The 26757-nt window shown below is 37.3% G+C and carries 29 protein-coding genes; 24 read left to right on the top strand and 5 right to left on the bottom strand.

Annotation, left to right across the window (positions count from 1 at the left end):
- Window positions 1-8: 8 nt before the first annotated feature.
- From IGL32_RS09370 to holA, 10 genes are all read left to right on the top strand, one after another.
- Window positions 9-1133: a CAP-associated domain-containing protein gene (locus IGL32_RS09370; RefSeq protein ID WP_002356688.1), complete on the top strand. Its 1125-nt coding sequence runs from the start codon at window positions 9-11 to the stop codon at window positions 1131-1133.
- On the top strand, window positions 1130-1564 hold the full coding sequence (locus IGL32_RS09365) for a YlbF family regulator (protein ID WP_002356689.1): 435 nt from the start codon (window positions 1130-1132) through the stop codon (window positions 1562-1564). Before IGL32_RS09370 ends, IGL32_RS09365 begins: the two co-directional genes overlap by 4 nt.
- Window positions 1554-1904, top strand: a complete 351-nt coding sequence (locus IGL32_RS09360; protein ID WP_002359714.1) for a YlbG family protein — start codon at window positions 1554-1556, stop codon at window positions 1902-1904. The genes IGL32_RS09365 and IGL32_RS09360 overlap by 11 nt, the downstream gene beginning before the upstream one ends.
- Window positions 1905-1963: 59 nt before the next feature.
- Window positions 1964-2557, top strand: coding sequence for a 16S rRNA (guanine(966)-N(2))-methyltransferase RsmD (gene rsmD, locus IGL32_RS09355; RefSeq protein ID WP_073339922.1), 594 nt, complete (start codon window positions 1964-1966; stop codon window positions 2555-2557).
- A 1-nt stretch (window position 2558) separates the two neighbouring features.
- Window positions 2559-3050, top strand: a complete 492-nt coding sequence (coaD, locus tag IGL32_RS09350) for a pantetheine-phosphate adenylyltransferase (RefSeq protein WP_002356693.1) — start codon at window positions 2559-2561, stop codon at window positions 3048-3050.
- Window positions 3037-4107, top strand: a complete 1071-nt coding sequence (locus IGL32_RS09345; protein WP_002394720.1) for a SepM family pheromone-processing serine protease — start codon at window positions 3037-3039, stop codon at window positions 4105-4107. Before coaD ends, IGL32_RS09345 begins: the two co-directional genes overlap by 14 nt.
- 62 nt (window positions 4108-4169) lie before the next feature.
- Window positions 4170-4847, top strand: coding sequence for a helix-hairpin-helix domain-containing protein (locus tag IGL32_RS09340; protein ID WP_430600034.1), 678 nt, complete (start codon window positions 4170-4172; stop codon window positions 4845-4847).
- A 122-nt stretch (window positions 4848-4969) separates the two neighbouring features.
- On the top strand, window positions 4970-5473 hold the full coding sequence (locus IGL32_RS09335) for a ComE operon protein 2 (protein WP_002378554.1): 504 nt from the start codon (window positions 4970-4972) through the stop codon (window positions 5471-5473).
- Window positions 5474-5507: 34 nt separating this feature from the next.
- On the top strand, window positions 5508-7772 hold the full coding sequence (locus IGL32_RS09330) for a DNA internalization-related competence protein ComEC/Rec2 (protein ID WP_161633476.1): 2265 nt from the start codon (window positions 5508-5510) through the stop codon (window positions 7770-7772).
- Window positions 7773-7829: 57 nt separating this feature from the next.
- Entirely contained in the window at window positions 7830-8858 is a 1029-nt protein-coding gene (gene holA / locus IGL32_RS09325) for a DNA polymerase III subunit delta (protein WP_002362655.1), read from the top strand.
- A 51-nt stretch (window positions 8859-8909) separates the two neighbouring features.
- Here holA and IGL32_RS09320 read toward each other — a convergent pair whose 3' ends face one another.
- Window positions 8910-9851, bottom strand: coding sequence for a ketopantoate reductase family protein (locus IGL32_RS09320; RefSeq protein ID WP_002391574.1), 942 nt, complete (start codon window positions 9849-9851; stop codon window positions 8910-8912).
- Window positions 9852-10019: 168 nt separating this feature from the next.
- On the opposite strand from IGL32_RS09320, the gene IGL32_RS09315 reads away from it, so the two are divergent.
- Window positions 10020-10577 (top strand): acyl-CoA thioesterase, encoded by a 558-nt coding sequence (locus tag IGL32_RS09315; protein ID WP_002382741.1) that lies wholly within the window; start codon window positions 10020-10022, stop codon window positions 10575-10577.
- An 86-nt stretch (window positions 10578-10663) separates the two neighbouring features.
- On the opposite strand, the gene rpsT is transcribed toward IGL32_RS09315, so the two are convergent.
- Entirely contained in the window at window positions 10664-10915 is a 252-nt protein-coding gene (gene rpsT / locus IGL32_RS09310; protein ID WP_002356703.1) for a 30S ribosomal protein S20, read from the bottom strand.
- Window positions 10916-11125: 210 nt separating this feature from the next.
- Between rpsT and IGL32_RS09305 the strand changes: the two genes are divergently transcribed.
- From IGL32_RS09305 to IGL32_RS09295, 3 genes are read left to right on the top strand one after another with little or no spacing between them, the layout of a single operon-like run.
- On the top strand, window positions 11126-12160 hold the full coding sequence (locus IGL32_RS09305) for an inorganic phosphate transporter (protein WP_002356704.1): 1035 nt from the start codon (window positions 11126-11128) through the stop codon (window positions 12158-12160).
- A gap of 12 nt (window positions 12161-12172) precedes the next feature.
- The gene (locus tag IGL32_RS09300) at window positions 12173-12796 is read left to right on the top strand and encodes a DUF47 domain-containing protein (protein ID WP_002356705.1); all 624 of its coding nucleotides are present in this window, start codon (window positions 12173-12175) and stop codon (window positions 12794-12796) included.
- A gap of 19 nt (window positions 12797-12815) precedes the next feature.
- Window positions 12816-13601: a ChbG/HpnK family deacetylase gene (locus tag IGL32_RS09295; protein WP_033786435.1), complete on the top strand. Its 786-nt coding sequence runs from the start codon at window positions 12816-12818 to the stop codon at window positions 13599-13601.
- A 38-nt stretch (window positions 13602-13639) separates the two neighbouring features.
- On the opposite strand, the gene IGL32_RS09290 is transcribed toward IGL32_RS09295, so the two are convergent.
- Window positions 13640-14470 (bottom strand): undecaprenyl-diphosphate phosphatase, encoded by an 831-nt coding sequence (locus IGL32_RS09290; protein WP_002356708.1) that lies wholly within the window; start codon window positions 14468-14470, stop codon window positions 13640-13642.
- A 115-nt stretch (window positions 14471-14585) separates the two neighbouring features.
- Between IGL32_RS09290 and IGL32_RS09285 the strand changes: the two genes are divergently transcribed.
- The 5 genes from IGL32_RS09285 (at window position 14586) to IGL32_RS09265 (ending at window position 19684) form a co-directional block, all read left to right on the top strand.
- A complete protein-coding gene (locus tag IGL32_RS09285) occupies window positions 14586-15146 on the top strand; it encodes a PTS sugar transporter subunit IIA (protein ID WP_002389987.1) in 561 nt (186 codons plus the stop codon).
- Window positions 15147-15296: 150 nt separating this feature from the next.
- On the top strand, window positions 15297-16406 hold the full coding sequence (locus IGL32_RS09280; RefSeq protein WP_202569291.1) for a MupG family TIM beta-alpha barrel fold protein: 1110 nt from the start codon (window positions 15297-15299) through the stop codon (window positions 16404-16406).
- Entirely contained in the window at window positions 16381-17271 is an 891-nt protein-coding gene (murQ, locus tag IGL32_RS09275; protein ID WP_002362196.1) for an N-acetylmuramic acid 6-phosphate etherase, read from the top strand. Before IGL32_RS09280 ends, murQ begins: the two co-directional genes overlap by 26 nt.
- Window positions 17272-17293: 22 nt before the next feature.
- A complete protein-coding gene (locus tag IGL32_RS09270) occupies window positions 17294-18748 on the top strand; it encodes a PTS transporter subunit EIIC (protein ID WP_002356713.1) in 1455 nt (484 codons plus the stop codon).
- 87 nt (window positions 18749-18835) lie between these two features.
- Complete coding sequence (locus tag IGL32_RS09265; RefSeq protein WP_002385762.1) at window positions 18836-19684, top strand: MurR/RpiR family transcriptional regulator; 849 nt, start codon at window positions 18836-18838, stop codon at window positions 19682-19684.
- A 49-nt stretch (window positions 19685-19733) separates the two neighbouring features.
- Here the strand turns inward: IGL32_RS09265 and IGL32_RS09260 are convergent, their stop codons facing one another.
- A complete protein-coding gene (locus IGL32_RS09260; RefSeq protein ID WP_002359733.1) occupies window positions 19734-20444 on the bottom strand; it encodes a histidine phosphatase family protein in 711 nt (236 codons plus the stop codon).
- 40 nt (window positions 20445-20484) lie between these two features.
- Window positions 20485-21111 carry an MBL fold metallo-hydrolase gene (locus IGL32_RS09255; protein ID WP_002356716.1) on the bottom strand — a complete coding sequence of 209 codons (627 nt, stop codon included), beginning with the start codon at window positions 21109-21111 and terminating at the stop codon, window positions 20485-20487.
- Between the two features lie 219 nt (window positions 21112-21330).
- Here IGL32_RS09255 and guaD point away from each other — a divergent pair, with 219 nt between their 5' ends.
- The 5 genes from guaD (at window position 21331) to IGL32_RS09230 (ending at window position 26689) form a co-directional block, all read left to right on the top strand.
- Window positions 21331-22716: a guanine deaminase gene (gene guaD, locus IGL32_RS09250; protein WP_002388316.1), complete on the top strand. Its 1386-nt coding sequence runs from the start codon at window positions 21331-21333 to the stop codon at window positions 22714-22716.
- Between the two features lie 3 nt (window positions 22717-22719).
- The gene (locus IGL32_RS09245) at window positions 22720-24051 is read left to right on the top strand and encodes a nucleobase:cation symporter-2 family protein (RefSeq protein WP_156210122.1); all 1332 of its coding nucleotides are present in this window, start codon (window positions 22720-22722) and stop codon (window positions 24049-24051) included.
- Between the two features lie 141 nt (window positions 24052-24192).
- Window positions 24193-25170, top strand: a complete 978-nt coding sequence (guaC, locus tag IGL32_RS09240; RefSeq protein WP_002362192.1) for a GMP reductase — start codon at window positions 24193-24195, stop codon at window positions 25168-25170.
- A 161-nt stretch (window positions 25171-25331) separates the two neighbouring features.
- Window positions 25332-25664 carry a PadR family transcriptional regulator gene (locus tag IGL32_RS09235; protein ID WP_002397144.1) on the top strand — a complete coding sequence of 111 codons (333 nt, stop codon included), beginning with the start codon at window positions 25332-25334 and terminating at the stop codon, window positions 25662-25664.
- Window positions 25661-26689 (top strand): permease prefix domain 1-containing protein, encoded by a 1029-nt coding sequence (locus tag IGL32_RS09230; RefSeq protein ID WP_002397145.1) that lies wholly within the window; start codon window positions 25661-25663, stop codon window positions 26687-26689. Before IGL32_RS09235 ends, IGL32_RS09230 begins: the two co-directional genes overlap by 4 nt.
- Window positions 26690-26757 lie beyond the last annotated feature (68 nt).

Here is a 26757-nt window from a genome sequence, read left to right as displayed (position 1 = left end):
GGGAAAAAATGAAGCGATTTTGGGCCTTTACTGCTGTTTTTTTAACAGTTCTACTCATCGGATATTTAGAGCCAGTTTTTTTCCCTGCTGAAAAACCAACCGAAACAGCTCAAAGTGGGCGCTTATCCAGCGCTCACACCGCTGTTCCTCATGAAGAATTGCCAGCTTCTGGCTACGCAGCATACATAGGGAAAGATGTGGAAACCTTTATCCGCCAGTTTGGCAATCCTAAAGAAAAAATTAAAACAGGTCGTACGTATGAATTATGGACGTTCGGTTTGACGATGAATGATTACTTAGAAGTCAACGTTCGAGAAAATAAAGTCATCGCAATTAAGGCCTTTAACAATGACAAAATGATAGAACCGTTTAAAATAGATATGAAGCTTGCTGACTTGTCTGATTTAATGACGATTTATTCGAATTTTGCATTTAATTTTCATCATGAAGCTTACGATGTCGAGCTGATGGAAGAAGATATGAACTATCGACCACTGGTTGCTTTTGATAATGGCAGTTTTGCGGTGTTATTTTTTAATCAGCGGACGGGCGGTTTAATGGCAGTTAATTATGTCAATAAAGAAACGTTGCTCACGGAAATGCCGTATCAATTAAATGAAGGTTCTCCTTTGCCAGTTGATATAACGCAGTCAATGACCTTCGATCCTGTTCAAAGTAACCAAGCGATTTATGTCATGAATCTGGTTAAACAGCAAGAAAATCAAGCTGCTTTTTCAGTTTCTACACAAAGCCAAAAAGATGCCCAAACATTGTATCAAACGCTGGCTAATCATACACCAACAATTTTGTCGGCAAATCGACAAGCAGAATTGTTACAAACGAGAGAGGAACATACAGCCATCCATCCCTTTCAGTTGACTAAGGACGAATTTTCTTTATTAGTTAAAACGAGCAAACTTTCGTTGAGAGAACCAGCAGGTATTTTCCAAGAACCTGTTTATGATAGTACCTTTACTATTTTGTCATGGTTTTCGGACCCGCAATATGATAGCTATTTTGCTGAGTCAGAAACGACAGAATTGGGCGTTGCCTTTTCCAATGAAGGTGTGTTAGTCTTATTAGAGAAACGACCAGAAAATAGGCAAATCACGGAGAGTAGTGAAAAGTTATGATTGTAACAGAACATTTATTTGCAATTGAAGATCAAACAGAATGTTTAATTTCAGCACTTTTAGAAAGTGATGCTGTTCAAAACTATAAAGAAACAAAAAAAGCTATGTATGCTTCGGCGGAAGTTGCTCAGTTACAAAAAGCATTTTTAGAAGCTAAGTCAGCCTTTGAACGAGTAGAGGCTTATGGAATTCATGCACCCGATTTTCGGGAGAAACAGCGAGCCCTACGTAAAGCGAAGCGGGCGCTTGATTTAAATGAAATCGTTGCAAATTATCGTTTTGCTGAGACAAACGTTCAAACGTTGCTAGATACAATTGGTTTAAAGATTGCGCAACTAATTTCTGAAGATATTAAAGTAGATGCTGGAAATCCTTTCTTTGAACGAGGAAAGAAACATTCAGGTTGTGGAGGAAGCTGCCATGCAAGCTAAAGAAGAAAAAGAATTTACGCTTCAAGAGCGTCGTTGCCTAATTGTTTGGGTATACACATTAAAACCGTTAAAACAGTTACGCCGATATGGACTGATTCACTATGTTTCACGAAAAATGAAATATGTGGTGATTTACATGAATGAAGAAAATATTGAAAGTAACATGGAAAAAATTAATCAGTTACATTTTGTTCGTAGTGTCGATAAATCGTATCGACCAGATGTCGAAATGAATTTTGCTGAAAAAATTGGTACCAAAGCGGCTTATCAAGAACAAGAAGACGACGGCTATGTAGTAGAGGAATTATCTACAGAGATTCGCTTAGCAGAGAATGTCTAATGCAAAAGAGTGAGAAATGTTATGAGAAATTTCAAACATTTTTCACTCTTTTTGTTATAATGAATTATAAAAGAATGATTGATAAAGGAGTCGAAACAATGCGTGTTATTTCTGGAGAATATGGTGGCCGGCGCCTGAAAGCGTTAGATGGCGACAATACTAGGCCCACAACAGATAAAGTAAAAGAATCTATTTTTAATATGATTGGTCCATATTTCGAAGGTGGAATGGCGCTGGATTTATATTCAGGAAGTGGCGGGTTAGCGATTGAAGCCGTTTCTCGTGGAATGGACAAAAGTATTTGTATTGAAAAGAATTTTGCTGCACTAAAAGTAATTAAAGAAAATATTGGGATTACAAAAGAACCAGAAAAATTTGAAGTTAGAAAAATGGATGCTAATCGTGCCTTAGAACAGTTTTATGAAGAGAAGCTACAATTTGATTTGGTCTTATTGGATCCGCCCTATGCCAAACAAGAAATTGTTTCACAATTAGAAAAGATGTTAGAACGGCAGTTATTAACAAACGAAGCCGTTATCGTTTGTGAAACAGATAAAACTGTCAAATTACCGGAAACGATTGGTACACTAGAAAAAACAAGAGAAACCGTTTACGGAATCACTCAAGTAACGATTTATCGTCAGGAGGCGTAAGATGCGTAAAATTGCTCTATTTCCCGGAAGTTTTGATCCGATGACAAATGGTCATTTAAATTTGATTGAACGCAGTGCGAAGTTATTTGACGAAGTCATCATTGGCGTTTTTATAAATACAAGTAAGCAAACATTATTTACGCCAGAAGAGAAAAAATATTTAATTGAAGAAGCAACTAAAGAAATGCCAAATGTGCGTGTTATCATGCAAGAAACCCAGTTAACTGTGGAAAGTGCAAAATCATTAGGGGCTAATTTTTTGATTCGTGGCATTAGAAACGTCAAAGACTACGAGTACGAGAAAGACATTGCTAAAATGAATCAACATCTGGCGCCAGAAATTGAAACGGTTTTTCTATTAGCAGAAGAACCATATGCACATGTAAGCTCCAGTTTACTAAAAGAAGTTTTACGTTTTGGAGGCGATGTGTCTGACTATCTTCCTCCCAATATTTATCATGCGTTAAAACAAAAGAAGAATGACTGGAGCTAAAATAATGAATAAAAAAACAGAAAAATTTTCGTTTAAATCACTCATTCCAATGGTATTGGCATTGCTGCTAATTGGTTTGTTTATCGTCCCAATTCCTTATTATATTGAAGGACCAGGAACGACAGAAAATTTAAAAGAGTTTGTAACTGTTGATGGAAAAAAAGATACGCAGTCAGGTGCTTTTTATTTAACAACGGTGGGCATTCGTTCGGCCACTATTTTTTCTGCCATAAAAGCAAACTTTTCGGATTTTCAAGAAGTCATGTCCAAAAAAGAATTAATGGGAGATAGTAGTAATAGCGAATATAATCGAATTCAACAATACTATATGGATTCCTCAAAAAACGCCGCAATTGAGCAAGCCTTAAAATTAGCGAAGGTTCCATATGAGATGAAATTTAAAGGCGTCTATGTGTTAGCGATGGAAGACAACTCAAGTTTTAAAGGAAAAATTGAAGTTGGCGATACCGTGACAGGCGTGGATGGTAAATCTTTTAAAAGCAGTGAAGAATTAATGAATTACATTAAAGCACAAAAAGTGAATCAAAAAGTCACTGTTCAATTTATTCAAGATGGCAAAACAAAAGAAGCGACCGGCAAATTAATTGAATTGCCAACAGATAAAAAAGCGGGGATTGGTATTGGTTTGACTGATCATACAGAAATTGATTCTTCTATCCCAGTATCTATTGAAGCGGGTGATATTGGTGGGCCATCGGCTGGTTTAATGTTTACTTTGCAGACCTATGAACAATTAAGTCATAAAGATTTACGTAAAGGTCATGAAATTGCTGGAACAGGTACGATGAACAGTCAAGGAATCGTTGGTAGAATCGGTGGCATTGACAAAAAAGTTGTAACTGCCAGTGAGAACGGCGCAGAAATTTTCTTTGCACCCGATGATGAAATAACTTCAGAAATGAAAAAAGTTGAACCGAAAATCAAATCGAATTATCAAGAAGCACAAGAAGCTGCGAAAAAAATTGGGACAAAAATGAAAATTGTCCCAGTAAAAACGGTTCAAGATGCCTTGAACTATCTAGAGAAATTAAAATAAAAGTACGCCTGGACCAAAAATTACTAGTGAGTTTTGGTCCAGGCGCATTTTTTTGTTAAAAAATGCGTTATTATATTTTGAAGGGAGGACAAACGATGGATTGGTTGAAACAGTTACCCAAAAAATGGCTATTGCTAGGTAGTGGCGCGTCTATAGTTATTTTGATAACTCTATTAGTGGGCATTTATTTGATGGTTAATAAGGAGGCACAAGTAGACACCACAATGTGGGAGGAGACAAGTTTGACCACTACGGCAGAGGTCGCCACAGATGCTACAAAAGAAAGGGCAGAAACAATGATCTATGTTGATATTAAAGGCGCAGTGAAAGTACCAGGAATCTATCAACTAAAAAATCAGCAGCGGATTTGGGATGCTTTAGCTTTAGCTGGAGGTGTGAGCGAGGAAGCTGATACTACCCAGGTCAATTACGCTCAAAAAGTAAAAGATCAAATGATTATTTACGTGCCCAAAAAAGGAGAATCAGTGCCACAGTCATTAGAAACGCTGCAGGAATCAGCACCTGCTCAGCAAAATCAGGAGGAAAAAATCAACCTTAATACGGCAACAGAAGCAGAGCTACAAACGATTTCAGGAATCGGTGCGAAAAAAGCACAAGAGATTATTCGCTTTCGTGACGAACAAGGACCGTTTAAAACCGTCGAGGAACTGAAAAATGTTCCAGGTATTGGAGAGAAAACAGTAGAACGTTTAAAAGACATGTTGACAGTGACTGGCTAACTTTTAACAGAAAATTCCTGAGAATTCTTGACTATGGGATGCGGATAACATACTATTTGTAATAAGATTAAATGATTTGGCAAATCGAACACAGGAGTCATTAAAAATAAAGGAGGTTTATTATGGAACGAATTCCATGGGACCAATATTTTATGGGACAAAGCGTCTTATTATCATTAAGAAGTACTTGCACACGGTTAACTGTCGGAGCAACCATTGTTCGCGACAAACGAATTATTGCAGGAGGTTACAATGGTTCAGTCAGTGGCGGAACGCATTGTATTGATGAAGGATGCTATGTTGTTGATAATCATTGCGTTCGAACAATCCACGCAGAAATGAATGCAATTTTACAATGTGCGAAGTTTGGCGTCCCTACAGAAGGGGCAGAAATTTATGTGACACATTTCCCTTGCCTGCAATGTACAAAGATGATTTTACAAGCAGGGATTAAAAAGATTTATTATTTAAAGGATTACCGTAATGATGCGTACGCCCTAAATTTAATTGAACAAGTAGGAGCCACGGTTGAAAAAGTGACTTTAGTACCAAAATATTTTGCCGAATTACAATGGGGAGAAGAATTTGCCACACTTGAGGACAATCTTTCCTCAGCTGAGGAATAATTGGTTCTTCATAGCTCTGCTGACTAGTTGTGGGCTGTGGTGTTTTTTCGCACCTAGTCTATTAGGAGCTCTTCTTCTTTCTATCACTGTTATCCGTATTGTCTGTACAAAAAGTTTTCCTGTTATATTGGGAGGTTTTTTGTGCAGTTTTTTAATAGTAGGGGGCATATTGATTTTCCAGTGGTTAAAGCCAGTCTCTTTGTTGCCTAAAGAAGTTCGCTTGTCAGGACAGCTAACGATATTACCAGATGAAATACAAGTCGATGGTGATCAAGTAAAATTTCCTGCCAATTGGATCGTAAAAGGCAAAAGGCAGAAAGTGATGGCATTTTATCAATTAAAAAGTGTGAAAGAAAAACAGCAATGGCAACAACTAACCACAACCATTCAGGCAACCGCTGTAGGTATTTTAGACTCGCCCCAAGGTCAAACCAACAAAAATGGCTTCAATTATCAACTATTTTTAAAGAATCAAGGAATCGAAGCTATTTTATTCATTGAGGAGATAGGACAACCGCGTTCCTTTTTTTCTTGGCGGTTTAAAGAAATCATTAGCGGCTGGCGGAAATGGGCGATGGTACATATTCAGAAAAATTTTGCTGATACTAGTGCAATGTATATGAATGCGTTGCTCTTAGGTTTTCGTAATGAAGAATTTGCTGAAATAAGCGATAAATTTTCAGCATTAGGTATTTTGCATCTTTTTAGTTTGTCAGGGATGCATGTTTCTTTTTTCCTTCGTTTATTTCGCTTGCTAATGCTAAGAATTGCTCGCCGAACGCAAGAAAGTTATTTTTTGTGGCAATGCAGTTTTTCACTGATATATGCTGGTTTAACAGGATTCTCAGTTAGTGTCATGCGGGCGCTTTTACAAACAAACCTCAATACGTTCAATCGACGGTTTAATTGGCAGGTTCCGGCTCTCGATTGTTGGAGTTTAACTCTCTTAGTGCACTTGATTGTTCAGCCAACCCTCTTTTTTTCAGTCGGCGGTCAATTTAGTTATTTACTTTCCTTTGTTCTGCTGTTTTTAGAGCAAACATTGGTTGGTTATTCTTCGCCTTTCATTAAAAATTGTTTAGGCTCTTTCCTATTGGCTGTGGCTTCCTTACCTATTTTAGTCCAATCATTTTATGAATGGCCCTTGTTAGGAAGTTTCTTAACATTTCTCTTGTTACCAATTTTTGAACGGTTCTTGTTACCGCTTTTGACGTTGAGCTTTTTTCTAGTGATTATTATGCCAGCACGTTATTTAGCAGCCTTGCTCGAACCACTATTTTTAACAATGAATGGCTTATTTGAGTGGGTGCTAGTTCACTTAAATCCGAAGCTGACCATCGGCTATTTAAATTCTTGGATACAAATTAGTTTGTTATTACTAATCGGACTTTCAATGATTTATTTAGCAGACAAGTCTAAAAAAATTCTTTTCTCAATCGGACTACTAATTGTTTTGATAAATAGTAAATACCTTTCGCCAATTGGCATTGTTGCAATGATCGATGTAGGCCAAGGGGATAGTTTGTTTATCCAAGCGCCTTTTCACAGAAAAAATACACTAATCGATACAGGTGGTCGGTTGTCTTTTGACAAAGAAGCTTGGCGGCAACGGAAAAATAGTCGATCAGGAGCGGAATATTCAGTGATTCCTTTTCTCAAAAGTCAAGGAGTCAAACGTTTAGATGAAGTGATCATCACACACGCACATGAAGACCATTTTGGCGATTTATTAGCCATTGCGCAGAAGGTTCCAATTTCTGTTCTTTATTTCCCTAAAGGAGCAGCTGAAGCCAATTTTTCGTTTCGCCAAGTCTTGAAACAACTCCAAAAAAGCGGAACAGACTGTCGGCCGATTTTAGCGCCCAAGCGAATTAATGGGCCCATTTCTCTTCAAATTTTATCGCCCAATAAGAGCAGTATTGGGGGCAATAATGACTCGATAGTGTTTTCCACACAATTAGGCGGACGGCATTTTTTATTTACTGGTGACTTGGAAGCCGAAGGAGAAGAACAAGTGTTGGCTCGCTATCCCCAGTTGAAAATCGACATCTTGAAAGTCGGTCATCATGGTAGTAAAACGTCGTCTACTAAAAGATTTATCAAACAGCTTAATCCGCGAGAAGCATTGATTTCAGCTGGACTGAATAATCGTTTTAAACATCCTCATCAGGAGACATTAGCGACGCTGGAGGAGCAAAAAATAAATTATTATCGGACCGATATTCAAGGAATGATTTATTATCAATGGTTACCTTGGCAAGGGCTTTCTAAAGCCAAATTTGTTAAAGAACAAGACTAGTATTTCCAGAAGTAACATGATAGGATAAACAAGAGAAACGAGAAAAGGAGCGAGCCAATGGAGTTACAAAAAGCTTTGAAAGAAGTGCGAGAGCAAAAAATCGCTCCAGTGTATTTATTAATAGGAACAGAACTTTATTTAACTGAATTATTTAAAACAACATTGATGAAAGAATTGTTGACGGAAGAGGATGATCAATTTAACTTTTTCTCATTTGATATGGAGGAAACACCTTTAAGTGCAGCGATTGCTGAAGCGGAAACAATTCCGTTTTTTGGTGATTATCGCCTTGTCTTTGTGGAAAATCCTTACTTTTTAACTGCCGAAAGAAAAACAAACGGTGTGGAACATGATGTCAATCTTTTATTGAATTATTTGGAAAGTCCATCACCAACAACTGTTCTTGTTTTTATGGCCTCATATGAAAAATTAGATGAACGCAAAAAAATTACCAAAGCATTGAAAAAAAATGCCACAGTAGTTGACGTCAATCCAATGGATGAAAAGGCTATTCGTCAGTACATTTCTCAAACGATTGAGAGCGAAGGGTACACTATTCGCTCCGATGCTTTTGATTTATTACTTCAATTGACAGACTTGAACTTATCAAAAATTATGGGAGAATTACAGAAGCTGTATTTATATGCCCTTGAGACGAAGACAATTACACGAGGTGCGGTTCAAGAATTAGTCCCTAAGTCTTTGGAACATAATGTTTTTGACTTAACCAATGAAGTACTTTCTGGAAACAGTGAAAAAGCTGTTCAATTGTATGAAGATTTACTTTTACAAGGAGAAGAAACCATTAAGTTAAATGCAATCTTATTGAATCAGATTCGCCTTTTTCTACAAACAAAAATTTTGGCTAAGATGGGCTATCAACAAGCGAATATCGCTGATACATTAAAGGTTCATCCTTATCGAGTCAAGTTAGCGTTACAACAAGTCCGACGATTTGAATTGTCTCGATTAGAAAGACTTTATGATGAATTAGTTGAAAATGATTACCGCATGAAAACGGGCCAAATGGATAAAGAATTACTATTCCAATTATTTATTTTAAAATTGACTGCGCAAGCAAAATAAGAAAGTACCAGAGACAATCGTCATACAACGATTGTCTCTGGTACTTTCTTATTATTTAGCTCCTAATAGTTCTTCTTTTCCGTGAACAAGCTGTGTCAACATGGCACAGAAAGGTGTTGCTACGTTGTATTTTTGTCCTTTGCGCCAAACGGCACCATTGATGTAATCAATTTCTGTGAGACGATGATTTTTAATTAAATCTTGATACATAGACGGATAGTGCAAGCCAATACCGTTTGGATCATAAGTTTGAGCAATATGTGTATAGACTTCTGCTTGATCTAAATGAATGGCTTCTTTTTCTGCGACTGCTGCAAATTCACTGATTAATGTTTTAACAAGGGATTCACTAACAGGTAGTGCACCAAATTCGGCAATATTACAATCAAGGATTGTACACAAACCGTTTAGCGTGCCATTGACACAGGCTTTCCGCCAAATAGAGTAGCGAACATTGCTACTATAGCTTGGATTTAAACCAGCTTTTTGAAAGACATCAACGACTTCTAAAGCAAATTTTTTACCAGAAGGATCAATATTTTCTAATTCAATTTCGCCATCACCTAAAAGTTTAACACGTCCCGGTCCTTCTAAACCAGCTGTCCACATGGTAATGCCAACCAAAATGTTTTCTTTTGGTACATATTTTTCTAGTACATCTTCATGACCTAAGCCATTTAATAAACATAGTACATATGTTTTTTCAGTAATCATTGGTTGAATCGCTTTAAACATTGCATCTAATTGTTGTGCTTTAGTTAAAGCGATAATTAAATCCACTTGTTCATTTTGATGGTCAATTTCTTCTGGTGAGAAGATTGGTAGGTTCGCGACAACTTCTTCTCCGTTAAAATCAGCGATTAAACCATTTTTACGAATAGCTTCAATGTGCGCGGGCCATTGATCGATTAAAGTTACATCATTTCCGCCTTGATGCAACATAATTCCTAAACGGCTGCCCATAGCGCCGGCACCAGCAATTGCAATTTTCATGTGTATCCATCTCCTTAAAAGTTCTTTAACCGTTATTATTATACAGCAACTTTCCTAAAAATGAATAAATGGGACTTGCAAATTTGTTATTTTTTAAATGTTTCCTAAAAAGTAAGGATTGCATCAAATGGTAAAGTAAGCTAAAGTAAAGCGTGGAAAAGTTTATAAATGAAAGTAGAGGAATCGTTAATGACGAAAGAAAAATTTTGTCGAGAATCACGAGTTATTCAAACACATCGTGTATTTCCCTTTGATTTAAATCCCTTTGGTGCACTATTTGGTGGGAAATTAATGTCTTTAATTGATGACGCCGCATCCATTTCCGTTTCACGACATTGTCGGAGAGGGGCAGTTACAGCATCTTTAGATAACTTGAATTTTTTAAAACCTTTAAAAGAAAATCACTCAGTGTGTGTTGAAACTTTTGTTTCTGGCGTGCATCATAAATCGATGGAAGTATTTGTTAAAGTTGTAGGAGAAGATTTAACAACTGGCGAGCGTTATTTAGCGGCGACTTGTTTTACAACTTTTGTAGCCATTCCGTCTCATATGAATCCCGAAAGTGACTTCCAATTAGCGGCAGTCGTCCCAGAAACTGCAGAAGAAAAGTTGATTTGTTCCAATTATGAAACGAGACGACAACAACGTTTAGCTTTGCGAGAAGAGACTAAATTATTTAGTCAACATCTCACAACGGATTTACCGTGGATTGATTCACCTTTATAAAAAAATGTCCGAGTCTTTGTGAAAACAGACTTGGACATTTTTTGATGAAAAAAGAAGCTAACATGAATGCTAACTTCTATCTCACATTATTTAGCTAATTTGCTTAAACGAATTTTATCGCGGTTAGCTTTGTTTTTATGGATTAAACCTTTAGTTGCAGCCATATCAACAGCTTTAACAGCTTCGTTGTATAAAGCATCGACGTTATCAGCTCCAGCAGCTACAGCTTCTTCAAATTTCTTGATTGCTGTACGCATTGCGTTTGTTTGAGATGAATTTTTCGCATTCGCGTTAGCACTTGTACGTACGCGTTTGATTGCAGATTCGATATTTGGCATTTGTTTCACCTCCGATGATTTAGGTTTTACACTGGTCAGCCAATGTAATTCAACAGTAATCATTATACCTAATCCATTGTTCCATTGCAATAAAAGACGACAAGTTTTTTTCCTTAACAGACAATTTCAAGAAAAAAATAAGAAAATTTGCCAGAGCCTTAAGAAAAAAGCATACATTTTTTTTAAAACATGCTATGATAAAATAGATAAATGAAAAATGGTGGTGTCTTTGTGAGTATTGCATTATTGGTAACGATTACTTTGGTAATGGGTGTAATTTTTGTTAACGGTTGGACGGATGCGCCGAACGCAATTGCAACCGCTGTCTCGACTCGGGTGTTAAAACCGAATGTCGCAATTTGGATGGCTGTTGTGATGAACTTTTTAGGTGCATTAGTCATGACCTTTTTTAATGCCCAAGTAGCTGAAACGATTAGTAACATTGTTAGTTTTGACGCAAATGGAAACGCTTCACAGGTGGCTTTGGCTGCTTCGCTTTTTTCAATTGTGGTTTGGGCAGTTGCTGCGTGGTATTTTGGTATTCCCACAAGTGAAAGCCATGCGTTAATTGCCGGCTTGACTGGTTCGGCAATGGCATTAGGTGGTTTGGGTGCAGTCAATGGCTCGGAATGGATCAAAGTGCTTGTTGGTCTAGTTGTTTCTACCGTTATGGGCTTTGGCGGCGGTTATTTAATTGCCAAACTTGTTGTGAAAGCTTTCTCGGCTGTGCCTAGAAGAAAAGCCAACAAATTTTTTACAGTTGGACAAGCCTTTGGTGCAGGAGCTAATGCTTTTTTACATGGTGCGCAAGATGGGCAAAAATTTATGGGCGTGTTCATGTTAGTGCTTTTTTATAATAATTTAGTCGAAAAAACAGGTGGCGGTTTTGTGATTCCGTTATGGGTTATGGTTCTGTGTTCCATTACAATGGGCATTGGAACTTCTGTGGGCGGCATGAGAATCATTAAATCAGTCGGGATGGATATGGTAAAACTTGAACGCTATCAAGGCTTCACTGCAGATTTAAGCACGGCTATTTGTTTATTTTTAGCATCGGCTTTTGGGATTCCAGTTTCAACTACTCATACAAAAACAACAGCGATTATGGGAGTAGGTGCTTCTAAGCGAATCTCAAGTGTTGACTGGCGTATCGTGAAAGAAATGCTGATAGCATGGATTTTAACTTTCCCAGGATGTGGGCTGATCGCTTATGTGATGTCAAAATTATTTATTGCAATTTTTTAAGGAGAGAAAAACATGGCACGTAAAAAACAATTTGATTATTTTGGAGAATTAAACCAGTTAGCAACAAATGCTTATGAAGCGGCAAAGGTTTTGCAAGAAATTGTAGACAATTATTCATTAGAAAACTTAGTAAAAAAATCAGAAGCGATTCATCAATTGGAAAAAGAGAATGATGAAATTGTTCGCAAAATTTTAAATGAACTCTATATTTCCTTTATTACGCCAATTGATCGAGAAGATATTGTCGATATTACGGATCACTTAGATAACATTATCGATAGCATTAATAGTTTGTCTTATTTACTTGATCATTTAGTTGTCGAAGAAATGATTGCGCCCGCGCTAGAATTAACTGCTTATATTGTTAAAGCGACAGAAGGCGTTAAATCAGCAACGAAGGAATTTGCAAAATTTAAGAATTCTAAAACGTTAGTTTCATTGATTGATGAAGTGAATACGATTGAATCTCAAGGCGATAAATTATACAGTAGCGCCATGAAAGATTTGATGACTAACGAAAAAGATTTATTGAAAGTTATCAAGTGGAAAGATGTTTATGATCAGCTTGAGCGCACGATTAATGATTGTGAATCAGCTGTTAATATTATTGTCGGAATTGTCATCAAAAATACGTAAAGAAAAGAGGGGGGAGCTGTTGGTTAAAGTAATTATTGATGCTGATGATTTTGGGATGTCAGAAGCGATTAATCATGGCATTATCAAAAGTTATGTCGATGGTTTAACAACGTCGACACTTTTGATGCCCAATTTACCAACAGCAGAACACGCCGTTGCGTTAGCAAAAAATTATCCAGGCTTATTTGTAGGTCAGCATACGAATTTTTTATTAGGGAAACCTTGTGCGGACCCATGTGTGATTCCTTCACTGGTAGATGAACAAGGCAATTTTCATCGCTCTTCTTATTATCGTCAACAAAAGCAAGTAACCTTCGTATATGAAGAAGTACGACTTGAAACGATTGCGCAATTGACGCGCTTTAAGGAACTAACTGGACATTATCCTGAACATTTTGATTGCCATTCGATTGGTGATGAAGTGGTTGATCAAGTATTTTTAGAATTAGCAGAAGAGTATGGACTTCATACAACCCTGAAATATAGTGGGGAAAAAGAATATCCACCGCAACAAGGTTATTTCAAGGTAACACATTTGTTAGAGTCTGGGGCGCTATCTTATATTCACGAAGGCGTATCAGTGGAGAATTTTTTAGAAGATGACTTTGGTTTATTACGGATGCCGGAATCGGCAATTGCTGAGATGCATTTTGATGTTGGGTATTTGGATCAATTTGTGTTAGATAATTCTTCATATACCACTTTACGCTGCAAAGAATTAGCAACGATTTGTGATCCTCGTGTTCGTCAGTGGTTTGAAGAACAGGGGATTGAGCGAATAACGTTTGGCGATTTAAAAAAATAAAACCGTTGCTTTCACTGTTGAAAGCAACGGTTTTATTTTTATGAGAATAACCAGTAGCCAATTAAAATCGCACCTAAAATTACACGATACCAACCGAAAACTGTAAAATCGTTTTTCTTCAAGTAATTTAATAAGAATTTAATCGCAATGATGGAAACAACGAAGGCAACAATAGAGCCAGTTAATAAAATAATGATTTCTTCTGACCCAAACGTATTTCCTTTGGCCAAGAATTTAAAGATTTTTAAAAAACTTGCTCCAAACATTACTGGAATTCCTAAGAAAAATGAAAACTCTGTTGCAACGAAACGTGAGGCCCCAATTAAGATTGCCCCTAAAATGGTCGCTCCTGAACGTGAAGTTCCTGGAATTAATGCCAGTACTTGGAAAGCACCAACGATTAAAGCGGCTTTATAAGTGAAGTCTTTTAGATTAGTACACTTCGGTGCAACATTTTTATTTCGTTTTTCAATGATAATAAAAGCAATCCCATAAACAATTAACATAATCGATACTGTTAAAAAGTTATAAAAATGTGCATCTAAATAATCATCAAATTTTAGACCAATAACTGCCGCTGGTAAACAAGCGACTAAGACTTTAGACCAAAGAATCCAAGTATCTTTTTTCTCTTCGCCATTTTTCTTTGGTGAGAAAGGATTCAATTTGTGGAAGTATAAAATAACAACCGCCATAATCGCTCCCAATTGGATAACGACGTTGAACATTTCCATAAAATCTTTACTTAGATCGAGTTTAATAAACTCATCCACTAAAATTAAATGTCCGGTACTACTAATTGGAAGCCACTCGGTAATTCCTTCGATAATACCAAGAATAATTGCTTTCCATAGGTTAGCAAAAAGCATGTCACCATTCCTTTCTGAAATAAATGCAAAATACATCAAGTATAAGTATACCCGCTGACAAAGTAAATGCCAATGCAAATTCTTATTTTAAAATAAATTTTAGAATTATACAAAGGTGCCACTTGTAATTCATGAAACTTTTTTCTATACTAGTGATACTTTAAAAAATGGGGGAAGAGAAATGTTTGGATTTTTGAAGAAAAAGAATGAAGTTGTCGAAAATAATACAATGTATGCCGTTGCCAATGGAACCGTTATCCCAATTAGTGAAGTGAATGATCCTGTTTTTTCACAAAAAATGATGGGAGATGGCTATGCAGTAGTTCCAGAAAATGGTGAAATTTATGCACCTATTGAAGGAGAAGTTTTAAGCGTTTTCCAAACAAAACATGCCATTGGTTTAAAAATGACAAACGGTCTTGAAATTTTATTACACATGGGTATCGATACGGTGGAGTTAAACGGGGCACCGTTCACTATTAAAGTGAAAGAAGGCGACCAAGTGACTGCAGATACGGTGGTCGCAATTGCTGATTTAGAAGCAATTAAAGCAGCTGGTAAAGGAACTGAAATGGTTGTCATTATTACCAACATGGATAAAGTAACACAATTTTCGTTAGAGAAAACTGGCGTGGTTACAGCTGGTACACCAGTTGGCTCTGCCACAGCCAATTAATGCATTAGACAGATATTTCTATAAAGGAATATCTGTTTTTTTTGAACAGAAATAAAATTTTATTTTGGAATTAAAAAATATTTAGAAAAATAGTTGAAATTTTATTTCAAACAAGTTATAATGAAAGCGTATTAGAGAGGAGCTAAAAAGATGTATGGTATTTCAGTTTTTCTTAGTGAAGAGATTACAAACGATACAATTATTTATATCAAAAAGATGAAAGCGCTTGGATTTGATGGTATTTTCACTTCTTTACACATTCCAGAAGATGATACTTCCCTTTACCGCCAACGCTTGACTGATTTAGGGGCAATTGCTAAGGCAGAAAAAATGAAAATTATGGTAGATATTTCAGGTGAAGCGTTAAAAAGAGCGGGTTTTTCTTTCGATGAATTAGAGCCTTTAATCGAGTTGGGTGTAACTGGCCTCCGGATGGACTACGGCATTACGATAGAACAAATGGCTCATGCTTCACATAAGATTGATATAGGATTGAATGCTAGTACCATTACACTGGAAGAAGTGGCTGAGTTAAAGGCTCACCAAGCGGACTTTTCTCGCTTAGAAGCTTGGCATAATTATTATCCAAGACCTGAAACCGGCATTGGAACAACATTTTTTAATGAAAAGAACCGCTGGCTTAAAGAATTAGGCTTACAAGTTTTTACTTTTGTGCCAGGAGATGGGCAAACAAGAGGCCCAATTTTTGCTGGTTTACCAACATTAGAAAAACATCGGGGGCAAAATCCTTTCGCCGCTGCCGTTGGTTTGATGGCTGATCCTTATGTCGATGCTGTTTATATTGGTGATCCTACAATTAGTGAGCGAACCATGGCTCAATTTGGTTATTATCACCAAACCAATCAATTTCTGTTAGAAGTAGCACCTAGCAAGAGCCGCTATTTGAAGCGAATACTTGGGACTCATACCAATCGTTTAGATGCTGCAAGAGATGTTTTGCGAAGTGAATTATCAAGAACGAGTGAAATGTTCAGAAAAGATGAAATTGCAACGATTGAGTCAGAGCAGACTGAAGCACGTCCAGTGGGAACCGTAACGATTGATAATGAAAAATATGGTCGCTATATGGGAGAAATTCAAGTCACACTTGTGGACTTGCCGAAAGATGAAAAAGTCAATACGATTACACGAATTATTGAAAAAGATCAAACGATATTGCCGTTAATCAAGGCAGGAAATCAATTTACGCTAGTCACGGAAGGAACGATAGAGAATGAATTTAGAAAACTTAACAACTGAACGTAGAAATGAAAATACAATGGGTTTAGATGAGATGAGTGTCAAAGAAGCTTTACAAAAAATGAATCAAGAAGACCAAAAAGTTGCAATGGCAGTGGGTCAAGAATTAGCAGCCATTGAACCAGTGGTAGAAGCCATCATCAAAAGCTTCAATCAAGGCGGCCGCTTGATCTACATGGGCGCTGGTACGAGTGGTCGGTTAGGTGTCTTAGATGCAGCCGAATGCGTACCAACTTTTGGCGTCGAGCCAGAGATGGTTCAAGGCCTCATCGCTGGTGGTCAAAAAGCAATGACTGTCGCAGTAGAAGGTGCTGAAGATTCAAAAGAACTAGGTCGTCAAGATTTAGTTGATCTAAAATTATCAGCAAATGACATTGTTGTTGGGATTGCAGCCAGTGGTCGGACGCCTTATGTAATTGGCGGTTTAGAATATGCTACAACGGTGGGAGCAGCTACCGCAACTGTGGCATGTAATAAAGATGCCGAAATTAGTAAGTATGCACAAATGCCGATTGAAGTAGATGCAGGACCTGAATTTTTAACAGGTTCGACTCGCTTGAAATCTGGGACAGCTCAAAAATTAATTTTAAATATGTTATCAACTATTTCCATGATTGGTATTGGGAAAGTCTACAATAACTTAATGGTTGATGTAAAACCAACCAATGAAAAATTAGTGGAGCGTTCCAAACGGATTATTATGGAAGCAACGGGTTGTAGTTATGAAGTTGCCGAACTAAAATTTGTAGAAGCAGAAGAAAATGTGAAGTTAGCAATTGTAATGATTTTAACTGATAGTACTAAAGAAGAAGCAACACAAAAATTAATTGACGGGAATCAATTTATCAAGAATACATTAAATTAAGGAATTAGGAGGGTGTTTTAACATGGCAGAAGAAAGAATTAAACGCATTGCTGATGGGATTTATAAAGAAGTTGGTGGTCAAGAAAACGTGGACAAAGTCATTCATTGTATGACTCGTGTTCGTATGGATATCCGCGATTATGACAAAGTGGATATTGAGGGATTGAAAAAAATTGATGGCGTTATGGGCGTCGTAGAAGATGATACGTTGCAAGTAGTTGTTGGTCCAGGGACTGTTAACAAGGTTGCACAAGAAATGGTAGATCAAGCAGGTGTCAAATTGGGAGAACCATTTAATCATGACACCGCAACTGATGCTTCAGCAGGCAAATCTGGAAAAGATTTAGTAGAAGAAAAAGCCGCTCAAATGAAAGCACAACAAAAAGCGAAACAAAATAACACTTCACCATTTAAAAAAGTGTTAAAAGCCATTTCTAGTATCTTTGTTCCGATGATTCCTGCCTTTGTTGGGGCTGGTATTATTGGCGGGATTGCAGCTGTTATGTCTAACTTAGTTGTTGCTGGTGATATTTCAGCTTCATGGCAACAATATATTGATGTCTTAAATATCATTAAAAATGGGATTTTTGCTTATTTAGCTCTTTACACTGGGATTAACAGTGCCAGCGTTTTTGGTGCAACGCCAGCGTTGGGTGGTGTTATTGGGGCAGTCACAATGTTAACAGGAATGAATCCAGATGCACCAATCAGTAATATTTTCACTGGGGGAACATTATCTGCAGGACAAGGCGGAATTATCGGTGTTATTTTTGCCGTATGGTTATTATCATTGTTAGAAAAACAATTGCATAAAATTGTCCCAGAATCAATTGATATTATTGTAACGCCAACCATTTCACTTTTAGTGATTGGCTTAGCAACTATTTTCTTAATCATGCCTGTAGCCGGAGCTATTTCTAATGGCTTAGTTGGTATTATCAATGTTGTCTTAGAAAAAGGTGGCATGGTTGCTGGCTTTACTCTTGGTTTAACCTTCTTGCCAATGGTAATGTTTGGTTTACATCAAATTTTGACGCCAATCCACATTGAAATGATTAATCAAACAGGGATGACTTTGTTATTACCAATTCTGGCCATGGCTGGTGCGGGACAAGTCGGTGCAGCTTTAGCATTATGGATTCGTTGTAAATCAGATAAAAAATTAGTTGAAATGATTAAAGGTGCCTTGCCAGTTGGGATTTTAGGTATTGGTGAACCATTAATCTACGGAGTTACTTTACCATTAGGACGTCCATTCATTACTGCTTGTATCGGCGGTGGTATTGGTGGTGCGGTGATTGGGGCCTTCGGTAATGTTGGTGCAATTGCTATTGGACCAAGTGGGGTGGCTTTAATTCCATTAATTGCCAACAACCAATGGCTTGCATATGTATTAGGTTTATTGGCTGCTTACGCAGGTGGTTTTGTAGCAACGTTATTCTTTGGGATTCCTAAAGATATGCAAACAACTAAATAATAAATAGAAAAAAGGAGAACTTGGCTTCTCCCTTTTTCTTTGTTAAAATTTAATTGCGTAGGAAATGGTGTATCAGGAGGGGTGTTTATGCAACAAAATATTGTCTTATCTATCCAAGATCGTCTACAACAATTACCAAAATCAGAACGAAAAATCGCAGAATATATTTTAAAAAATACAGAAACAGTTATTTCAATGAATGCGCAAGAGCTAGCGAAACAAGCAGGATCAAGTCCAGCGGCAATTATTCGCTTTTGTCATTCTATGGATGTGAATGGCTTCACAGAGTTGAAACTTTTATTATCTGCAAATCTTGGTCAAATGAAGCAGCAAATGTACACTGAAGTTACTAAAGGGGAATCAACAGCTGATATTAAACAAAAGTTACAGGCGCGCTTTGTTCATGTGGTTGAGCGAAGCGGTCAGACATTAGAGGATGTCGCAGTGAATGAAGCCGTTGATTTGTTGGAAAAAACAGAAGTAATTTTTGTCTATGGGTTGGGCGCCTCTTCGTTGGTTGCTCAAGATATTTATCAAAAGTTTACGCGATTAGGCCGAACGGTATTTACAACATTGGATCATCATTTATTTGCTTCCATGTTAGGCTCAACAGAAAAGCCTAGTGTTTTTATTGTTATTTCTAATTCTGGAACGAATAAAGAAGCAAGTACTTTAGCTGATTTAGCGAAGCAGCAAGGGATTCCTATTGTTAGTATCACACAAGATGAAAAATCAGTGATTGGTGAAAAAAGTGATATCGTCCTTCAAACCTCTAGTGGGGAAGACGTGCCATTGAGAAGTGCGGCTACTGTTTCCTTGGTGGCACAATTGTATGTAGTTGATGTTTTATTTTTTGCTTATGCAGCAAAAAACTATAAGGAAACCTTAGAAAAAATTCAAATCTCAAGAAAAAATGTAGAACGTTTAAAAGAATAAATAAAAAGAGAAGGTTATCTGTCATTTTGACAGATAACCTTCTCTTTTTTTACAATAAACGGCGCTTTTCAGCGATCTTTTTTCCCTTTTCAATATAAGAAATATCATTAATTCCTTGAATGGTAAATGTTCCTTTTTCGTAAGTTAAGGTCGTCACGCTACCATTCTCCAGCGCCATCTGCATAGGCAAACTTGCATCAATTAAGGAAAGTAAAAAGGAAATTGTTAGTCCATGGGAAACCACCATGACTTTGCCGCCACCATTTTTTTCTCGATGATGAGCGATATCTTCGAAACCAGACCAAACACGATCACGGATAACTTCATAAGGCTCCGCCCAGTCAGCCGTATCGGCTTCAATAATAGCATTTGCTAGCTCACGATAGGTAATCTTTGTGGTCATCATGTCCTCATAACTTTTAAAAGCTAAAATGCGTGGCACCACACCCCAAAGTTCACCATCATAGCCACCATCTAAAGAACCAAAACACCACTCACGAATCCGTTTATCGGTTAGGTAAGGAATCTTTTGGTGGTTTTGATGTTCTTGTAAAATAATCTGAGCGGTTTGCATGGCACGACCACTATCACTACTATAGGCTTCCTTAAAGTCTATGTCCCTAAGACCTAAGCCTAAATGATAAATGCCTTCTTCTCCTTGTTTGGTTAAGGGGGTATCTGACCAGCCTTGGGTACGGCCAATCGTATTAAACATCGTTTTTCCGTGACGAATAATATAAAGTGTCGTTGCTTCAGTCATTGCTACTCCTCCTAAGTTTCTTTAAATAGTGAATAAATCTCTAATTAAAAAATGGGTTTGTGGCTTTTTCATGTTGAATGGTCGTGGCATCACCATGGCCTGGATAAACAGGAAATTCTTCTGGTAAAGTGAATAGATAGGTCGTAATGCTGTGTAATAATTGTTGCATATCACCAGTGTGTAAATCGGTACGACCAATACTACCTTTAAACAATGCATCCCCAACAACAACAAAATCATCAAAGACAAAGCTGACGCTACCAATTGAATGACCAGGTGTTGGGACTACGGAAAATTTCATGCCGCCAATTTCATAATCGGTTAGTTTAAATTCATGTTCGGCGGGTTGAACAATAATATTTGCTATATCATCATGTCTGCCTAATCCTGAAAGATTCAAAATAGGATTGGAAAGCCACGCTTGTTCTAATGGACTAACATAAACAGGGATTTGATAATGATGGCGCAATTCTTCTACCGCACCAATATGATCATAGTGAGTATGTGTTAATAAAATAGCGGCTGGTTTCTTCCCTAAACGGGTAATTTCTTGAATTAGTTTTGCTCCTTCTGCACCTGGATCAATAATTAATAATGCTTCTTCATTATAAACAAGATAACAGTTTTCTTGAATAACACCTGTTCTAATTTGTTCGATCTGTATCATCTCAGGACCTCCTAAAGTTCTAACGATTCTCTTCAAGTATACCGAAGAATCTTAAGAATAGAAAGTTTTCTTGTTTATTCAAAGAAAAAATAAATCATTCTTAGAATGTTCGGTTTTTGCTTGTTTTAACACGTATTTTTTTTAAAAAAATCACATTTTTATAGTTATTAAGCGAAAGTTTATGTATAATCTTCATGTGATAGTAAGGAGGAGTATTAAATGTTTCATTTTGTAATAAAAGGAACAGGTTTTTCTAGTAAAAATTTGCAAGAGATTAAAGTTTATGAAGAAACACTTTTTTGTATAGATGAGGCCGGAGTAATTCAGGAAATAATTGAACCAGATGCTGAAGCGTATGAAACTGTGCTAGCAGAACAAAAAGAGGCGCAACGTTTTCAAGAATTGCCCCAAGATTCTTATCTTTTACCCGGCTTTGTTGATTTACATGTCCATGCACCTCAGTGGGCACAATCAGGGACCGCCTTGGATATTCCATTGTATGAATGGCTGAATACGTACACGTTTCCTTTGGAGTCCAAGTTTGCAGATTTAGCATTTGCCCAACAAGTCTATGATGAATTGGTAACCCAATTGTTAGCTAATGGGACAACAACAGCCCTTTATTTTGCAACCATTCATTATGAAGCTAGCCGTCGTTTGGCAGAGATTTGTGCGGAAAAAGGGCAGCGTGGCTTAATTGGTAAAGTTGTAATGGATGATCTTAATGAGAATCCAGAATACTATCGTGATCAAACAACGCAACAAGCATTAGAAGAAACGGAACGGTTTATTCAAGAAATTCAAACATTAGCGCAGCAAACAAAACAAGGCGTGTATCCCGTTGTAACTCCGCGTTTCATTCCTAGTTGTACAGAGGAAGCACTTAAAGGATTAGGAGAATTAGCAGCGAAATATCAAGTCCATGTTCAAAGTCATTGTAGTGAGAGTGATTGGGAACATCAATTTGTTCAAGAACGTTTTGGAAAAAATGATGCTCAAGCATTGAATGATTTTGGTTTATTGACAGAAAAAGCAGTGATGGCACATGCAGGCTTTTTAGAAGAAGCAGATATGAATTTATTCCATGAAACAGGGACGGCTGTGGCGCACTGCCCAATCTCTAATGCTTATTTTGGTAATGCAGTAACACCGATTGCAAAATTAGTACATCAACATCAAGTAGAAGTTGGTTTAGGTAGTGATCTTTCAGGTGGTTTTTCACCAAGTCTTTTTGATAATTTAAAGCAAGCAGTTATTTCTTCTAGAATGTTAGAAGATGGCGTCGATGCTACAAAAAAACCAGAAGTACGAGGTGTCAAAACAGCAAGGATTACCGTAAATGAAGCGTTTTATTTAGCTACTGCTGGCGGTGGCCAAGCGCTAAGTTTGCCAATTGGAAAATTAGAAAAAGGGTATGCTTGGGATGTTCAAATTATTAATACAAGCTTGTCACAAGCACGAATCCCTAAAAATCCAGGGGAATCATTGCTTGATATTTTCCAAAAAATCTTATATTTAGCACGACCAGAAAATATTCGAGAAGTCTGGGTACAAGGTGAAAAAGTACATGATAAAAATTTAATGTCAGCAACTAAAGGAGTATAAAAAATGAGTGAAAAGAAACAAAATAATCTTCATTTAACAGTGGGGCCAGAAGATTCAGTATCTTTTGGGCAGGCCACTATGTTAGGGATTCAGCATGTCTTAGCAATGGACGTGTACGTCGTGCCTGTGATCATTGCTTCAATTATTGGGATTAGCACAGCACAAACGTCTTCTTTAATCCAAGCAACATTCATAGCAGCAGGACTTGCCACGATTATTCAATCTCATTTTTGTATGAGATTACCAGTTGCGCAAGGCCCTTCATTTATTCCAATCGGGGCAATTGCAGGAATTTATTTTGCCAATAACCAACAAGGAAATGGCTGGGGCGCAGTTTTAGGTGCTAGTTTAGTGGGGGCAATTGTTGTTATTATATTAGGATTTACTGGTATCTTTAATCGTTTAATCACTAAATTTGTTCCACCAATTGTGGGAGGAACAATTATTTTTGTGGTGGGGCTTTCGTTAATGCCAGTCGCTTTATCGGATAATATTTACCACGCAAAAGGGGAATTAGGACAAAATATTTTATTAGCATTTATAGCAGCGGGTACGTTGATTTTCTTTGCACTCTTAGGTTCTGCTTTGAAAAAAGGGCGGATTTTCCGCGTTTCTTCTGTCATTTTGGCATTATTATTTGGGAGCATCGCGGCACAATTATTAGGGGTACTTGATTTATCGGCCGTTAGTGAAGCGGCTTGGTTTAGTTTGCCTCAGTTACCATTAATTAACTTTTCTTTCCAATTTGATTGGTCAGCCATTGCCACGATGTTAGTTATTTATCTGGTTTTAATGGCGGAAACAACAGGCACTTGGTTTGCTGTGAGTCATGTTGTTGCTGAACCTTTGACCGAAGAAAAAATTAATCGTGGCGTAATTGGTGAAGGCTTAGGTTGCTTAGTTTCTTCATTTATTGGCGGCACGCCAGTAACTAGTTACTCTACAAATGCTGGGATTATTTCAATCACTGGAGTTGCTAGTCGCAAGGTTTTTGTGGCTGCAGGTGCGTGGTTTGTCTTATTTGGCTTATCTGGAAAACTTTCCACCTTGATTTCGGCCATTCCGGCACCAGTTATCGGCGGTGTTTTTGTGGTTGTTTGTGGCATCATTTCTGTAAGTGGAATGAAAGTCATGAGTGATGTAACAATTCATGAAAAAGAGATGTATGTAATTGCCGTTCCGATTATTATGACATTAGCGTTGACATTGTTACCAAAAGAGTTTTTGGAAACTCTACCACAATTTTTACAATATTTATTTAGTTCACCCGTGGCAACTGCCTCAATTGTTGCTATTTTATTGCAGGCCATTTTACCAAACGTTCAAGAAGGGTAAAAAGATTAATTTTCGTTAAAACGCCTTTGACAAGTGGCGGTAAATAGTGTAAATTAACAATGGTGTTTGTAAACACGAACGTTAAATGACCGAATGTTCGGTTTTTACGTTATTTTTGTAAATAACTAGGAGGCAGTAAGTATGAAAGTTTTTGATTATGAAGATGTCCAATTAATTCCCAATAAATGTATCGTGAATAGTCGTTCTGAATGTGATACTACAGTAACTTTAGGAAAACATTCGTTTAAAATGCCTGTCGTTCCAGCGAACATGCAAACAATTATTGATAAAACGATTGCGGAAACCCTTGCTGAAAATGGTTATTTTTATATCATGCATCGGTTTGATGAAGAGGCGCGAGTGCCATTTATTAAAAAAATGCAACAAAAGGGCTTAATCACGTCAATTAGTGTGGGTGTGAAAGAAGGGGAATACGCTTTTGTTGAAACGTTAGCCCGAGAAGGTTTAGTTCCTGACTACGTGACAATTGATATCGCCCATGGTCATTCAAATGCGGTGATTAATATGATTCAACACTTGAAAAAATTTTTACCAGAAACGTTCGTTATTGCGGGCAATGTTGGAACGCCAGAAGCCGTTCGCGAATTAGAAAACGCTGGAGCCGATGCCACCAAAGTGGGGATTGGACCAGGAAAAGTATGTATTACTAAAATTAAGACTGGCTTTGGGACAGGTGGCTGGCAGTTAGCGGCTTTACGTTGGTGTGCCAAAGCTGCTCGGAAACCAATTATTGCAGATGGTGGAATTCGGACCCATGGAGACATTGCAAAATCTGTGCGTTTTGGGGCAACTATGGTCATGATTGGTTCATTATTTGCTGGACATGAAGAATCACCAGGTGAAACCAAAGTGGAAGATGGTGTTGTTTACAAAGAATACTTTGGTAGCGCCTCTGAATTCCAAAAAGGCGAAAAGAAAAACGTTGAAGGCAAAAAAATCTGGTTACGCCATAAAGGGAAGTTGGCAGATACTTTAGTCGAAATGCAACAAGATTTACAATCTTCCATTTCATACGCGGGAGGTCGTGATTTAGAAGCGATTCGTAAAGTTGATTATGTGATTGTAAAAAATTCTATTTTTAATGGTGATACCATTTAACATTCAACTATAGACTGAAAAGAAGACAGCACGTAGTGCAGAAATTAAAATGATTTCTGCATTACGTGCTTTTTTTACTTTACCTATCGTAGTAATCGTGTTAAGATAATTACAACGACAGACGTAGTACGATAGTTGAAGTACTTGAGGGAGGAATTTATGTGATTGGTAGTGATGCAATTCGAGGATACAACGATACCTTTATTCTCTCAATCTTACAATCCGGCGCTTCATATGGTTATGCGATTTCTAAACGCATTCGTGAAATTTCTAAAGAACAATATTCGATTAAAGAAACGACACTTTATTCTGCTTTTACACGTTTAGAGAAAAATGGCTACATTGAATCATTTCCAGGAGAAATAACGCATGGCAAAAAGCGGACCTATTATCAAATAACCCATGCAGGAGAGTGTTATTTAGAGGAAAAGTTACTAGAATGGGAAGTAACAAAAGACGTCGTCGAAGCATTTGTAAAGGAGATGGGAAAATGAAAATTATAGAAGAATTTATTGATAGCTTATTTTCAGGCGTTGTTGAAACACCTGAAACAAAACAATTAAAGGCGGACTTATTAGCAAATGCTGAGGATCGTTATGAAGATTTGCTCAGCCAAGGAAAATCGGAAAATGAAGCAATTGGTACAATTATTTCTGAATTTGGTACTATTGATGAATTAATGGAAGAATTGAATTTAGAAAATAAACAAGTGGATGAAACAAACGATTCAATGAACGGTTTGCCAGAAATTTCAGTGGAGGAAGGACTTGACTATTTAGCTGTCCAACGTAAAGGTGCTATTCAAATTGGTCTTGGTGTTGTTGCAATCATGGTGGGTGTTGGCTTGCTGGTTGGTATGCGTGGTGTTCTTTCTAACGGTCTTGGTTTAGTTTGTCTTTTCATAGGTGTGGCAATCGGCGTTCCATTATTTATTGTTGCTGGTAATCGTTTTGTTGCAATGGACAAACAGCTGGGGCAACGATTGATTCCGATTAAGTTAAAAAAAGAAGTTGCACAAAGAGAACAAAGTTTTCAACGATCATTTATTTTTTGTATGGCAGCGGGCGTAGTTTTTTGTATTTTGGGTTTAATCCCAGTTGTTGTCTTTAGTAGTGGCCTTCATCTGATGATGCGCCGTTCCATGCATCAAATGATGGGCGGACAATATTATAATGGAACGATGGGGATTAGTTGGCTCTTCTTTTTAGTATCGGTTGGCGTCTTCTTGTTTATATTTGGTGGAGTAATTAAAGGAAGTTTTAATAAATTGTTAAATGAAACTTATTTTTATTCAGAACATGTTGGTCATCCTGATTTTGCCCCTCAACAAACAAAAACAGAGGAAGGACCTGTGGGAAATCCTGTCGGTGCAATTATTGCATCCGTTTATTGGCCCTTAGTTGTTGCACTCTATCTATTTATTAGTTTTGTTTTAGGGGATTGGCGGTTTAGTTGGTTAATCTTTATGTTCGCAGGAATCTTTTATAACACCATCCAAGCATTTTTACACAAACATTGAGACAAACCTGTTAATAGTAAAACAGAAAAGTGGGACATTCGTCAAAACGGCTGTCTCACTTTTCTTGT

This window comes from Enterococcus sp. AZ035, from assembly GCF_050548325.1.
Lineage (GTDB): Bacteria > Bacillota > Bacilli > Lactobacillales > Enterococcaceae > Enterococcus > Enterococcus faecalis.
The sequence above is the reverse complement of the archived record's forward strand: the minus strand, read 5'-3'. Positions and strand labels throughout refer to the sequence as shown.